We start from the raw sequence: 13,479 nt of genomic DNA on the forward strand, positions 1-13,479 counted from the left end.
CCAGGGCCGGCCCCGATGGGGCCGCCGCTCGGGGACCCCGCGCCCCTTAGCGCAAGCGCACGGGGCGCACCCCGGCGGTTGCAGCCCGCCGGCGGCGCGACATACGAAGAAGCCCCGGGCCGCCATGGGTTGATGGCAGATCCGGGGCTGCGATGTCGACCAGAACAAGTGCGGTGCCTCCGGCGGGGTCCTCAGGCACTCCGGGATGGTGGCGCCATCCCGACAACCTTCGTCCGGGCAGAGCCGAGTGGGTGGGGCCAGCCTGGTCAAGGTCGTTCAGACGGTGGTGTGCTCCACCTTGACCAGGCAGGCCCCACCCACTCCACGATGTGCGGACGAAGGCCGACGGGATGGCTAGGAGACGCAGGGTAAGGGGGCCGCGCGGGTGGGTCATCGCGGCCAGTACTTGGGCGGCTCACGTCTTGGATCGATTATCTTGAACCTTTTTGACGGATCGATGCCTTGGATTGCCACCAAGCGTTGGCCGTTGGCTCGCTCCAGCTCCTCCATTATCTGGGGCATGGAAGCGACGATGGCACCGACTGCAAGGGCGAGGCCCTTGAGCCCCGTTTGTCGCTGCCGATAGGACACATGGTGCAAGCCGGACTTCTTGATCCGGCTTGTCTCGTCCGGATCGTCAAACTGTTTGTAGTTGTTGGTGACGATAACGTCGAACCGGCCCATCGCATCCTGAAAGACGTAGAGGTCCTTCTTGCCGGACCACTTTATCGAATGGATGTGGTCTACTTCGTGACCGCGCAGGACGTGGCGAAGTACATGCAAAACCTGTTCTGGCACATCTTCGTCTAGGAGAACCCGCATTAAGCCGCCTGACGCCCAACCGATCGGTCGACGTAGTCCGCGAAGTCAACGGCATCCCGCGCCGCTTCCGCGCTGACTGAGGGGTAAAAGTCGGCCACTTCCTCCGGCTCGACGCCATCACGAACTAGCCCTGCGATGATCTCGAAGGGAACGCGGGTGCCCTCCACAACAGGATGCCCTCCGCGCACCTCGGGATCAACTGAGATCTTTTGCCGGGGATGCAGAAGGTTCGGCACCTCGACATCCCCCAGCGGGAACGACTGGAGTACGTCGCCAAGCTTGACTACGGTCAGTGACTGTCCCGGCTTCTCGACTAGATCCACTGCGCCCTCGTCGCGTACCAAGGCGATACTCTTCTTGCCTTGGGCGACTAGGCGGTAAGAGGAGAGGTGTTCGGTCTCACCAATGTCTGCCAGCGTTCGCACCGCTCGTCTGATGCTTTGCAAGGAGCGCTCGCCGCGAAGGTACGCAAACGTCCTGAGCGCGATCAGATCTCTGAACGAATAGAGCACAGGTCTCGAAGCGGAGATCTCGGGCTGAAGCACCCGTGTGACCCGCCAGTAGGAAAGTTGCCGGAGGGTGGCACCCGAGAGGGCGGCGGCTACGCGAGGCTCGTAGGACACTGCCAGCCCCCTCCCTCGACCGCTCGGTAGACAGAACTCCCAGCCGTAGCATAGATGGTCTGGTCGTCGGCAGTTGCCCTCGGCGTGTCGGGCTCGCGACATCCCCGGTAGCGAGGTGGTCCGGGAGGCATCAAGGCACCGAGCGGGGACGGGCCGCTCCGCGTCCAGGATCCAAGATCATGCCGTCGCCATGCCGTCCAACGAGAGCTGACAGCGACCAGCAGTGACCATCGATGCCAGTTGTGGCGGCAGCTCAGGAGCACACTCGCCCGGTTTGATTGTCTACGCCCGGGACCTAGATCAATACCGCTGGAAGTAGTGCCGCCCCGGGGCCGTCAGAGGGGGTAGGTACGGGCCACGGCGAGCATCTCGGAGGTGTGCGAGCCGGTGACGCCGACGTCCGGCGGGCGGGGCCGGAAGCCGGGCAGGGCGTCGAGGCCGTCGCTGGCGTCCATCGCGCGTAGGGCGATCTGGTCGGCCTTCGGCTCGACGGTGAGGGTGATCTCGATGCCCTCGGGCGGCGGGGCGTGGAAGACCACGCCGAAGCCCCAGCGGCCCTCGCGCGGCTCGATCGGCACCGCGCGCCCGGCCACCTGGGCGTTGCGGACCGTCGCCGTCGAGGTGTCCAGGTGCAGGGTGGCCAGGCGTACCGGGCGCTGCGGCGTGAGCCGCAGTCGCAGGGTGCGCTGGCCGTCCGCGCCGGTGTCGGCGAGCACCTCCAACCGGGGCGCGGGCAGGTCGGCCGCCTGCGCCGGGCCGCCGAGCAGATCCTTGCCGCCGATGCCAGGGAAGTCGTCGGCGACGGAGACCGGCCCGTCGACGTAGTCGGCGGTCCAGGGCTGCGGGTCGGACTCGTGGCTGAGCCAGCGGGCCTGGCCGGTGCCGGCATCCAGCGCATACATCAGGTGGGTGGGCACGGGGTGCGCGGCGTCGAACCGGTCGACGGCGAGCCCGACCCCGGCGAACAGCACCGCCGCCAGGGCGGCGGCACCGGCGGGCAGGGCACCCAGCCGACGGGCCCGCGCCGCGACCATGCCGCGCTGGCCGCCGGCCTGCGGGTGCAGCAGGTCCACCACCGGCAGGGCGGCCAGGCCGAGCAGCACCGCGAACAGCGCCGCCACCCCACCCATCGCCATGCCCAGCGCTGGGAAGAGCAGCACCACGGTCGGCAGCAGGACGACCACCGCCACCACGCCGGCCAGGGTCACCGCGAGCACGGCTACCGGGCCGTCGACCCGGGTGGCCACCGCGACCAGGCCGGCGAGGGCGCCGGCCAACGCCGGCACGGTCGCCAGGTACGCCCCGCCGGGCGCCACCACGGCGAGCAGTACGCCGAGCAGCGCCAGCCAGCCCAGCCCGCCGACGGCCAGCGCGGCCGGGCCGACCCGTCGCCGGGTCAGCGCGTACCAGCTGAACAGCACCGTGGCGGCCAGGGCCAGTACGGCCAGCCGGTACCAGGTCGGCCGGTACGGATCGAGCAGCTCGGCGTAGCCCGGCCGGACGACCGCGATCCCGGCCCAGAGCAGCTGCGCGCCCAGCGGCGCGACCACGATCGGTACCAGCGCCAGCCCGAACCCGGCGGCCAGTCGCCCTGCGGTGACCCGACCCCGACGTCGGGCCAGCCAGCCGAGGGCGATCACCGCGGCCAGCGCGAGCAGCGCCAGCGGCAGCACCAGGGTGCCCGGGTAACGGGCCAGGCCGCCGGGGACCGGGAAGTAGGTGGCGTCGTGGCCGGCGTCGAGGCCGCCCAGGTCGATCCGGCCGAACTCGCGGGCCAGACCCAGCGCGTTGTCCCCGTGGTGCTGGAGGCTGGCCCGGTCCATCGACTCCGGGGTGTCCAGCGGGGTGTGGTAGATCGCCCCGCCGTCGAGGTACGCCGAGTTCAGGCCGGCGAATCCGTGGTCGAGGAAGGCAGTGAAGTCGGTGTCGTTGGGCAGCGCGCGGTAGACCTCCACCGCGAACGAGGTGCCGACCGGGTGCGGTGCGGCCCGGCCGAACACGTCGACAAGCGCGGCGTTCTCCGGTGACGTCTCGAACATGATCACCGGCCCGGTACGGCCGCGGGCCTCCAGGTTGAGCACCACACCGTTGCCGGCGGCCAGCGGGTGGTCTGCGGCGAACGCCGACGCTCCGCAGAGGCAGGCCTCCTCGGCGTCGGTGAGGACGAACACGACGTCGTTGCGGGGGGCTGGCCCGCCGGCCAGCGCCCGGGCCACCTCCAGGATGGTGGCGACCCCCGCGCCGTCGTCGTTGCCGCCCGGCCCGGTCTGCACCGCGTCGTAGTGGGCGACCAGGAACACCGTGCCGGTCGGGTCGGTGCCGGCCAGCCGGGCCACCACGTTGCGGACCCGGGCCAGCGTGGCGCCGCCCGCCGCGCCGCTGAGTTGACCGGCCTCCTCGGCGACGGTGTCCTGCACCTCGGTCGCCAGACCCAACCGGCTCAGCTCGGCCGTCAGGTGGGCGCGTACCTCGTCGTTGGCCGGGCTGCCGGCGACGTGTGGCCGGCCGGCGACGACCGGCAGGTGCGCGTACGCCCGGCCGGCGCTGAACTCCTCCGCCGGTGCGTCGGCCGGTCGGGGCGTCGGCGGGCGGATGTCGAGCAGCGCCAACGTGCCGACGGTGCCGAGTACGACCAGCGCCGCCAGCGCGGCGACCAGCCGGTGTCGGGGGCGGGCGAAGGCACGGTCGGCGGCCAGGCTGGGGGGTGCGCCCACGGACGGCTCCTCGGGGGTGGGACCAGGGGTGCACATCATCCTCCATGTCACCCCAGGGCGCCCCGTCGTGTTGTGTGCGAACGTTGTCTAATACAGGATCAGCAGGGCACTCGGAAGGAGCCCGACATCACCAGCGATCTCCCGCCCGCCGCGGCGGTGACCCGGCCACACCGGGGGAGCGGCCCGGCCGCTCCCTCCGTCGTGTCGTGGCCGTACCCGCGAGGTGGGCTGGGCGGCAACCCGAACCTGCCGCCCGGGGAGCGGCTGCGGGTGCTGCTGGTCGAGGACGACGAGGGCGACGCCTTCCTCGTCGGCGAGCTGCTGGCCGAGACGAACTCCGGGATCGACCTGCTGGTCGCCACCAGCCTCAGCGAGGCCGGGCAGCGGATGGTGGGCGTCGACTGCGTCCTGCTCGACCTGGGTCTGCCCGACGCGCAGGGCCTGGACGGCCTGCGGCGGGTGCTGGAGATGTCCGGCAGCGCCGCGGTCTGCGTGTTGACCGGCCGCTCCGACGAGCACCTGGGCATCGTCGCGGTCGCCGAGGGAGCACAGGACTACCTGGTCAAGGGCCAGGTGGACGGGGTGCTGCTGACCCGCGCGCTGCGTTACGCGGTGGAGCGTAAGCGGGCCGACGAGAACGCCCGCCGGCTGCGCGAGGTCGAGCTGCGGCAGGCCGAGTCGGCGCGGTTGGAACGCGGCCTGCTGCCCCAGCCGCTGATGTCGACCGAGCAGATCGCGGTGCACACCTTCTACCGGCCGGGCCGGCACGCCGCCCTGATCGGCGGGGACTTCTACGACGTGGTGCAGACCCGGCCCGACCGGGTCGACCTGATCGTCGGCGACGTGTGCGGGCACGGGGTGGACGAGGCGGCGCTCGGGGTCGAACTCCGGGTGGCCTGGCGGGCGCTGGTCCTCGCCGGGGTGCCGGACGACGAGGTGCTGCCCGCCCTGGAACAGGTGCTGATGAGTGAGCGCCGTCTCCAGGAGATCTTCGCCACCGTCGCGACGGTCCGGCTCGACCTCGCCGGCAACCGGGCCACCGTGCGGTTGGCCGGTCATCCGCCGCCGGTGCTGCTCGCCGGCGACCGGGCGGCGCCCGTGCCGGCACCGGGTGGCCTGCTGCTGGGCGTACGGCCGCGCCGTCCCGTCGCCTTCGACCTGGAGTTCGACACCGATGACTGGTCTCTGCTGATGTACACCGATGGTCTGATCGAGGGCCGGGTGGGCGAGGGCGACGAGCGCCTCGACGTGCCCGGCCTGACCCGACTGATCGAGGACCCGGACAGCCGGGCCGTCCCGCTGCCCGAGTTGCCGGCCTGGCTGGTCGGGCGCGCCGAGCAGCTCAACGGTGGCCCGTTCGCCGACGACGTGGCGATGCTGCTGGTCACCCGGGGTGGTGGCCGATGAGCGGCGGGCCCGGCCGGTGGACGCTGCGTCGCCGGGTACTGGCACTGCTCGGTCTGGTCGGCGCGCTGCTGCTCGGCGTCGCGCTGGCGGAGGCGGTCGTCGCCACCAAGAACCGTGACTACACCGACGTGCTGCTGATGAAGGTCGGGCCGCTGCGGGTACACGGTCAGGACATGCTCAACGCGCTGCTCGACCAGGAGACCGGGGTCCGCGGCTACGCGGTGACCGGCGACCCGGAGGACCTCGTCCCGTACGAGCAGGGGTTGGCCCGGGAACGGGCGACGGCGCGGGAGATCCGGGAACTCTCCGACACCTACCCCGGCATCGAGGCGGATCTGGTGGCGGTGGAGCAGCAGGCGGAGCAGTGGCGGCGTACGGTCGCCCAGCCGGTGATCGACACCACCCGTACCAGCGGCACCGGGGCCGGTCAGGCGCTGCTCACCGACGAGAGCCGCCAGCGCTTCGACGAGCTGCGTGACGCGGTCGGCGCCCTGCAGGAGGAGATCCTCACCGCCCGGGAGGCCACCGCCCGCAACGTGGAGCGGACCGGCAACCTGCTGGTCGTACTGCTGATTGTCGCCGGCCTGGTGGTGGCGCTGGCCGGAATCGCGTTGCTGACGGCGCTGGACCGGATGGTGCTGCGCCCGCTGACCACCCTGGCCGGGCAGGTCCGGGAGGTCGTCACGGGCGACTACGAGCGGGAGATCGCCGGCACCGGGCCACCGGAGTTCCAGCGCCTCGGCGCGGACGTGGACGCGATGCGTCGCAAGATCGCGGCGGATCTGGCCGAGGTACGCGAGGCACGCGAGCGGATCGAGTGGGTCAACACCCAGTTGCAGCGGCAGGCCGAGGAGTTGACCCGGTCCAACCGCGACCTGGAGCAGTTCGCCTACGTCGCCTCGCACGACCTGCAGGAACCGCTGCGCAAGGTGGCCAGCTTCTGCCAGTTGTTGCAGCGCCGCTACGCCGGCCGGCTCGACGAGCGGGCCGACCAGTACATCGCGTTCGCGGTCGACGGCGCGCAGCGGATGCAGCGGCTGATCAACGACCTGCTGGCGTTCTCCCGGATCGGTCGGCTCACCGCCGGCTTCACCGACGTCGACCTGAACGGCCTGATGGCGGAGGTCGCCGCGCAGACCGAGCCGGCCCGGCAGTACGCCGACGCCGAGCTGACCTGGGACGAGCTGCCGGTGATCCGGGGCGAGGAGCCGCTGCTCACCAACCTGCTGGTCAACCTGGTCAGCAACTCGGTGAAGTTCCGGCGGCCCGACGTCGCGCCGAGGGTGCACGTCTCGGCGCGGCTGGTCGGTGACGAGTGGGAGATCACCTGCCAGGACAACGGCATCGGGATCGAACCGGAGTTCGCCGACAAGATCTTTGTGATCTTCCAGCGGCTGCACGCCAAGGACGCGTACCCGGGCACCGGGATCGGTCTGGCGATCGTCAAGAAGATCGTGGAGTACCACGGCGGCCGGGTCTGGGTGGACACCGACGTGCCCGAGGGCACCGCCATCCGGTTCACCCTGCCCGTACGCGCGGGTGACGTCGAGGCCGCCGCCGGTTCGTCCGCCGGGGCCGGTGCGGACGAGTCCCCGTCGGAACCGGCCGGCGCGGCCGCTACCGGACCGGTCGGCGCGGCCCCGTCCGACCCGGCCGGCGCGGCGGCTACCGGACCGTCGACCGGTCAGGTGGCCGGAGCCGTGGGCGAGCGCCCCGCCGGTGACGGTACGGTCGGCGCGGAGGCCGCCGCCGGATCGGTGGCCCGGACCCCGGCCCCGGCCGGCCCGCCCGACGGTGGGGTGTCGGAGAGCGGTGCCACAGGTGGCAGGAAGGAGGCGGTGAGATGACCGCGCCAGCGGACGGGAACAGCCCGATCGAGGTGCTGCTCGTCGAGGACGACCCCGGTGACGTGCTGATGACCCGCGAGGCGTTCGAGGAACACAAGCTGCGTAACCGGCTCAACGTCGTCTCCGACGGTACCGAGGCGCTGGCCTACCTGCGCCGCGAGGGCCAGTACGCGGACGCGTTGCTGCCGGATCTGATCCTGCTCGACCTGAACCTGCCCCGCCGCGATGGCCGGGAGGTGCTGGAGGAGATCAAGAAGGACGAGCAGCTGTGCCGGATCCCGGTGGTGGTGCTGACCACCTCCCAGGCCGACGAGGACATCCTGCGCAGCTACCAGCTGCACGCCAACGCGTACGTGACCAAGCCGGTGGACTTCGAACGGTTCATCTCGGTCGTCCGGCAGATCGACGAGTTCTTCGTCAGCGTGGTGAAGCTGCCGCCGCGTGGCTGACACCCTGCTCGACGACGTCGCCGGACTGCTGCGGGAGACCGCCGAGCGGGTGGTCCTGCCGTCGTTCCGCCACCTCGACGCGGCCGACGTGACCGAGAAGGCGCCCGGTGAACTGGTCACCGTCGCCGATCGGCGGTCCGAGGAGGTGATCACCGCCGGCCTGCTCCGGATGCGGCCGGGTTCGGTGGTGGTCGGCGAGGAGGCGGTGGCGGCGGATCCGGGTCTGCTGCGGCACCTGCGCTCCGCGGGGGACGTGTGGTTGGTGGACCCGATCGACGGCACCGCGAACTTCGCGGCCGGTCGACGTCCCTTCGCGCTGATGATCTCTCTGCTCGCCGACGGCGAGCCGGCGGCCGGCTGGGTGTTCGACCCGCTGGCCGGGACGCTGGCCACCGCGCGGCTCGGTGAGGGGGCATACCTCAACGGCCGGGCGCTGCGCCTGCCCGCCGAAGCGCCGCCGGTCGGCGACCTGCGGGGCGCCGCGATGACCCGGTTCCTGCCGCCCTCCTCGCGCCGTACGGTCGAGTCGGGTGCCGCGCGCGTCGGTGAGCTGCTGCCGGGCCAGCACTGCGCCGGCCGCGAGTACCTCGACCTGCTCACCGGCGAACAGCAGTTCGTGCTCTTCTGGCGAACCCTGCCGTGGGACCACGGGCCGGGCACGCTGCTGGTCCGGGCCGCCGGTGGGGTGGCGCGTCGGTTCGACGGCACGGACTACCACCCCGCCGACAGTGACGACGGTCTCCTGGTCGCCGTCAACGAGCGGGTCTGGGACGAGGTCCACGCCGCTCTGCTGCCGGGCTGACCGGTTTCCGCCGGCCGATCCGGGGCGACGCCAGCCCGGCCGTCACGAGCTGCGGATGCGTTCGGTGAGAGATGCGTTGCGATCTGTCGACGATCGATGGGGTGGGAGGGTCGGGGGAGTGGTCGGCCGGGCCGATTCCGGTATCCTGACCGGCGGCCTACCGCCAGCAGGCCGCCGACCGGCGCCGGCGGGGGTCGCCGCCGCGCAGTGATCTCACCGGGGGCCGGCGGACGACGAAAGGATGCTTTCGTGCGCAGGTCCATGCCCGTCCGGCGGCGCGTTCAGCGGCCGCTGATCGCCCTGCTCGCCGCAGCGGCGCTGCTGCTCGGCGTCGGTGCCGTACCGGCGTACGCCGAGCCCAACGAGGGGGGCAGCAAGAAGCTGCGGGACGCCCTGGCGGCCACCGCGAAGGCGCACATCGAGGCCAAGCGCAAGCTCGACGGCTCCAAGAAGCGGCAGCAGGCGTTGGCCAAGGAGCTGTCCGCGATGGAGGGCCGGCTGGACGAGCTGACCGTGATGGTCGGCGAGGTGGCCGCGCAGTCGTACCGGATCGGCCGGCTGAGCGCCGCTGCCGCCCTGCTCGACAGCGGCACCCCGGAGGCGTTCGTGCAGCGGGCCGCCAGCCTCGACATGATGGCCCAGCGCGACGGCCGGCGGGTGCGCGAGCTGACCGAGGCCCGTGAGCAGACCCGACAGGCCAAGCTGGCGATCAACGCCGAGGTACGCGAGCAGACCAAGCAGCTCGCCGTGATGGCCAAGAAGAAGAAGGAGGCCGAGGCGGCCCTCGCCGCGGTCAGTTCGGGCAGCAGCGGCGGCTTCAGTGGCGGCAGTTCCACCTCGGCGAAGTCGGCGCCGCGCAACTCGGACGGTTCCTGGCCGTCGGAGTCGTGCTCGGTGAACGACCCGACCACCTCCGGCTGTATCACCGCACGCACCCTGCACATGCTCAACCAGACCAAGGCCGCCGGGTACAAGCGGCACGTCTCCTGCTACCGCAGCGGCGGCTCGGGCGAGCACCCCAAGGGTCGGGCCTGCGACTTCTCCGCCGCCACCAACGGCTTCGAGGACCGTACGGCCACCGGCGGCGACAAGGCGTACGGCGACAGCCTGGCCGCCTGGCATGTGCGCAACGCCGACCGGCTGGGCGTGCTCTACGTGATCTGGTACCGACAGATCTGGCATCCGGGCACCGGCTGGCGGGCGTACAACGGCAGCGGCAGCCCGGCAGCGGACCACACGAACCACGTTCACACTTCGATGTACTGACCCGTGACCGTCGACTGCTGCGTACCATCGCCACGGTGAACTCTCCATCGCCTGGCCTCGTGGAGCCGGATGCGCCGGCCGAGTCGGCGGCCCCACGGGCCCTGCCCAACGGGCTCGCCGCGTTCCTGGTCTTCTACTCCAGTGGCGCTGTCCTGGTCCTGGAGACCGCCGCGTTGCGCCTGGTCGGGCCGTACGTCGGGGTCACCCTCCAGGTGACCAGCTCGGTCATCGGCATCGCGCTGGCCGCGATCGCGTACGGCGCGTGGGCGGGTGGTTGGCTGGCCGACAAGCGCAACCCCCGGACCATGCTGGCGCCGGCCCTGGTGCTCTCCGGCATCGCCACCGCGATCACCCTGCCCGCCGTGCGGTACGCCGGTGAGGTGCTGCGCGGCGGCGCGACCGGCGCGATCCTGCTGCTGGTCGCGGTGGCCGTGTTCGCGCCCGCGATGCTGCTCTCCGCGGTCAGCCCGCTGGTGATCAAGCTTCAGCTCGCCGACCTGCGCCGTACCGGTCAGGTGGTCGGCCGGCTCTCCGGCATCGGCACGCTGGGCGCGGTCACCGCCACCCTGGTCACCGGCTTCGTGCTGGTCGCCGCGCTGCCCAGCACGGTCATCCTGTTCGGGCTGGCCGCCTCGCTCGGCGTCACCGGGATCGCCCTCGGTGTCTACCTGCACCGGCAGGATCGGGCGGTGCTGCCCGGCCCGGCCCGGGTGAAGGCCGCGCTGGCGGTGCTCGGCCTGGCCGGTGCCGGGTTGACCATGGTCGCGCCGAATCCGTGCGACGTGGAGACGGCGTATCACTGCGCCCGGGTCGAGGCCGACCCCGACCGGCCCGACGGGCGTACCCTGCTGCTCAACTCGGCCCAGCACTCGTACGTGGACCTCGCCGATCCGACCCACCTGAAGTACGCGTACACCCGGTGGATCGGTGCGGTGGCGGACGTGGCCGCCCCGACCGGTCAGCGCCTGGACGCACTGCACCTGGGCGGCGGCGGGTTCACCATGCCGCGCTACCTGACCGCCACCCGACCGGGCACCGACAACCTGGTCTTCGAGATCGACGGCGGCCTCGTCGAGTTGGGCGAACGACGCCTGGGCGTACGCCAGGGGCCGGAGCTGCGGGCGGAGGTGGGCGACGCGCGGCTGCTGGTCGCCGGTGAGCCGACCGACAGCCGTGACCTGGTGGTCGGCGACGCGTTCGGGCACCTGGTGGTGCCCTGGCACCTGGCCACCCGGGAGATGGCCGCCGACATCCGGCGGGTGACCCGTCCCACCGGCGTGTACGTGCAGAACGTCATCGACTACCCGCCGCTGCGCTTCATCCGCAGCGAGGTGGCCACCGTGGCCGCCGAGTTCGAGCACCTGGCGCTGATCGCCCCGGCCGAGGCGCTGGCCGGTGAGCGGGGTTCGAACTTCCTCATCGTGGCCTCGGACACGCCGCTGCCGCTGGTGGCGCTCCGGGCCCGGTTGGACGCCGACGCCGAGCCGGTCAGCCTGCTCTCGGGCGACACCCTGGCCGACTTCGTCGGCGACGCGCTGGTGCTCACCGACGACTACGCGCCGGTGGACCAACTGCTCGCGAACGCCTGATCGGGTGATTCGCTGACCGAATCCGACCAGAAAGGTGTAGTCGGCCTCACGTCGGGCAACAACGCCGACCATGGGTGGGGAACGCAGGAACGCGCAGCTGCTCGGTGAGCGGTACCGGCTGATCGAGCAGCTCGGCGCGGGCGGGATGTCCGTGGTCTGGCGGGGCTACGACGAGGTGCTCGGCCGGCAGGTCGCGGTCAAGGTGCTCGCCTCCCGGCTGGCCAGCGACCGGGCGTTCCGGCACCGGATCCGCAGCGAGGCCCAGGCCGCCGCGCGGCTCTGCCACCCGAACATCACCAACGTGTACGACTATGGCGAGTCCCACCAGGTCGGGCTCACCGTGCCGTACGTGGTGATGGAGTTGATCGACGGCGGTCCGCTGACCGCGCGGCTCGCCGACGGCGCGCGCCTGCCCTGGCGGGAGGCGGTGACCGTCGCGGCGGAGGTCGCCTCGGCGCTGGCCACCGCACACGCCCGGGGGGTGGTGCACCGGGACGTCACCCCCGGCAACGTGATGCTCACGCCCACCGGGGTGAAGGTGGTCGACTTCGGTATCTCGGCGCTGGTCGGGGAGAGCGAGAAGGGGCCGGACGGCACGCTGCTCGGCACCCCCGCCTACCTCGCCCCGGAGCGGCTCGACCAAGGGCAGGTCAGTCCGGCCACCGACGTGTACGCGGTCGGTCTGCTGCTCTACCGGATGCTCACCGGACGTCTGCCCTGGCAGGCCGAGACCACCACACAGATGCTGCGGGCGCACATGTACCACGAGCCCCGGCCGATGCCGCCGGTGCCGGGTCTGCCCACCGAGGTGACCGACCTGGTGCGGCGTTGCCTGGCGAAGCGGCCCGCCGACCGGCCGACCACCGCCGAACTGGCCCGTACCCTCGCGGAGTCGGCCGGGAAGGTGCCGTCGGTGCGGGTACCGGCCGGCGGTCGACCCGGGCCGTTGTCGCTGGCCGCCGTGAGCACCACGATCCTGTCCTGGTCGGCCGCGACCGACGCGCTGCCGTTCGCCGGTCGGCAGACCGGTCGGACGGCGGATCGCCGCCGCCGGATCGAGGCGGTGGTGGCCGCCGCCGCGTTGATGGCCGTCACGGCCGCGGTGTGGGGGGTCACCTCGCACAGCCCGGCCAGCGGCGGCATCGACCAGCCGACCCAGGCTCGGATCGGTGGCGAGCAGAGCAGTCCGTGCCAGGTGTCGTACGCGCTGCACAAGGATTCCGGTAAGGACTTCACCGCCGAGTTGAAGCTGACCAACACCAGCGACCGGGACCTGCGCGACTGGACGGTGCGGTTCGTCTTCCCGGGCCGCCAGCAGGTGACCGGCGCCGGTTCGGCGCCGGTCCGCCAGCAGGGGCAGGCGGTCGCCCTGCAGGCGGCCCCGGACCGGGCGGTGCTGGCCTCCGGCGCCACCGAGAAGCTGCGCCTGACCGGTACCTACACCGGGAACAACCCGTTGCCGGTGGAGTTCCGGGTCGGTGACGCGCGGTGTGGGGTACAGGTGTCCGGTGTCGCCGGCACCGCGCCGACCAAGCCGGCGGGTAACGCCGGTGCGGGTGGCTCCGGCGGCACCAAGAGCAAGGCCGAGCAGGGCAAGCAGAAGTCGACGCCGGCCAAGGCGGGCAAGGAGAAGCCCGGCAAGGAGAAGCCCGGCAAGGACAAGTCCGGCAAGGAGAAGCCGGGCAAGGAGATGGCGGGCAAGGAGCCGGGCGAGGGTGGCTCCGGCGGCGGTGACGCCGGCCAGGGTGGCCCGGGTGGCGACGACGCCGACCAGCCCGACCCGGGCAAGGGCGACCCGGGCGAGGGTGACTCCGGCGGCGGTGACGCCGGCAGCGGTGGCGGCTCCGGCAGTGGTGGCGGCTCCGGCAAGGGCGGCGACGACCAGGGTGACGACGGCCAAGGGGCCGACCAGGGCGGCGACAGCTCGAAGGAGGGTGACCCGGAGCAGGTGTGATGCCGG

Annotated in this window: 10 protein-coding genes; 7 read left to right on the forward strand and 3 right to left on the reverse strand. The window is 72.1% G+C overall.

Features of this window, described 5'->3' with window-relative positions:
- Positions 1–390: 390 nt before the first annotated feature.
- From D2L64_RS23620 to D2L64_RS23630, 3 genes are all read right to left on the reverse strand, one after another.
- Positions 391–822 carry a DUF5615 family PIN-like protein gene (locus tag D2L64_RS23620; RefSeq protein ID WP_119579402.1) on the reverse strand — a complete coding sequence of 144 codons (432 nt, stop codon included), beginning with the start codon at positions 820–822 and terminating at the stop codon, positions 391–393.
- Positions 822–1,445, reverse strand: a complete 624-nt coding sequence (locus D2L64_RS23625) for a DUF433 domain-containing protein (RefSeq protein ID WP_119579403.1) — start codon at positions 1,443–1,445, stop codon at positions 822–824. Before D2L64_RS23625 ends, D2L64_RS23620 begins: the two co-directional genes overlap by 1 nt.
- 335 nt (positions 1,446–1,780) lie before the next feature.
- Complete coding sequence (locus tag D2L64_RS23630; RefSeq protein WP_119579404.1) at positions 1,781–4,159, reverse strand: M28 family peptidase; 2,379 nt, start codon at positions 4,157–4,159, stop codon at positions 1,781–1,783.
- Positions 4,160–4,360: 201 nt separating this feature from the next.
- Between D2L64_RS23630 and D2L64_RS23635 the strand changes: the two genes are divergently transcribed.
- The 7 genes from D2L64_RS23635 (at position 4,361) to D2L64_RS23665 (ending at position 13,473) form a co-directional block, all read left to right on the forward strand.
- Positions 4,361–5,566: a PP2C family protein-serine/threonine phosphatase gene (locus D2L64_RS23635; RefSeq protein WP_119579405.1), complete on the forward strand. Its 1,206-nt coding sequence runs from the start codon at positions 4,361–4,363 to the stop codon at positions 5,564–5,566.
- Entirely contained in the window at positions 5,563–7,413 is a 1,851-nt protein-coding gene (locus D2L64_RS23640; protein ID WP_119579406.1) for a sensor histidine kinase, read from the forward strand. The genes D2L64_RS23635 and D2L64_RS23640 overlap by 4 nt, the downstream gene beginning before the upstream one ends.
- Positions 7,410–7,862 carry a response regulator gene (locus tag D2L64_RS23645; protein ID WP_119579407.1) on the forward strand — a complete coding sequence of 151 codons (453 nt, stop codon included), beginning with the start codon at positions 7,410–7,412 and terminating at the stop codon, positions 7,860–7,862. Before D2L64_RS23640 ends, D2L64_RS23645 begins: the two co-directional genes overlap by 4 nt.
- On the forward strand, positions 7,855–8,664 hold the full coding sequence (locus D2L64_RS23650) for an inositol monophosphatase family protein (RefSeq protein ID WP_119579408.1): 810 nt from the start codon (positions 7,855–7,857) through the stop codon (positions 8,662–8,664). The genes D2L64_RS23645 and D2L64_RS23650 overlap by 8 nt, the downstream gene beginning before the upstream one ends.
- A gap of 261 nt (positions 8,665–8,925) precedes the next feature.
- The gene (locus tag D2L64_RS23655; RefSeq protein ID WP_119579409.1) at positions 8,926–9,930 is read left to right on the forward strand and encodes a coiled-coil domain-containing protein; all 1,005 of its coding nucleotides are present in this window, start codon (positions 8,926–8,928) and stop codon (positions 9,928–9,930) included.
- Positions 9,931–9,965: 35 nt separating this feature from the next.
- On the forward strand, positions 9,966–11,519 hold the full coding sequence (locus D2L64_RS23660) for a fused MFS/spermidine synthase (RefSeq protein ID WP_119579410.1): 1,554 nt from the start codon (positions 9,966–9,968) through the stop codon (positions 11,517–11,519).
- Positions 11,520–11,589: 70 nt separating this feature from the next.
- Positions 11,590–13,473, forward strand: a complete 1,884-nt coding sequence (locus tag D2L64_RS23665; protein WP_233559114.1) for a serine/threonine-protein kinase — start codon at positions 11,590–11,592, stop codon at positions 13,471–13,473.
- Positions 13,474–13,479: the final 6 nt, after the last annotated feature.

This window comes from Micromonospora radicis, assembly GCF_003583405.1.
Lineage (GTDB): Bacteria > Actinomycetota > Actinomycetes > Mycobacteriales > Micromonosporaceae > Micromonospora > Micromonospora radicis.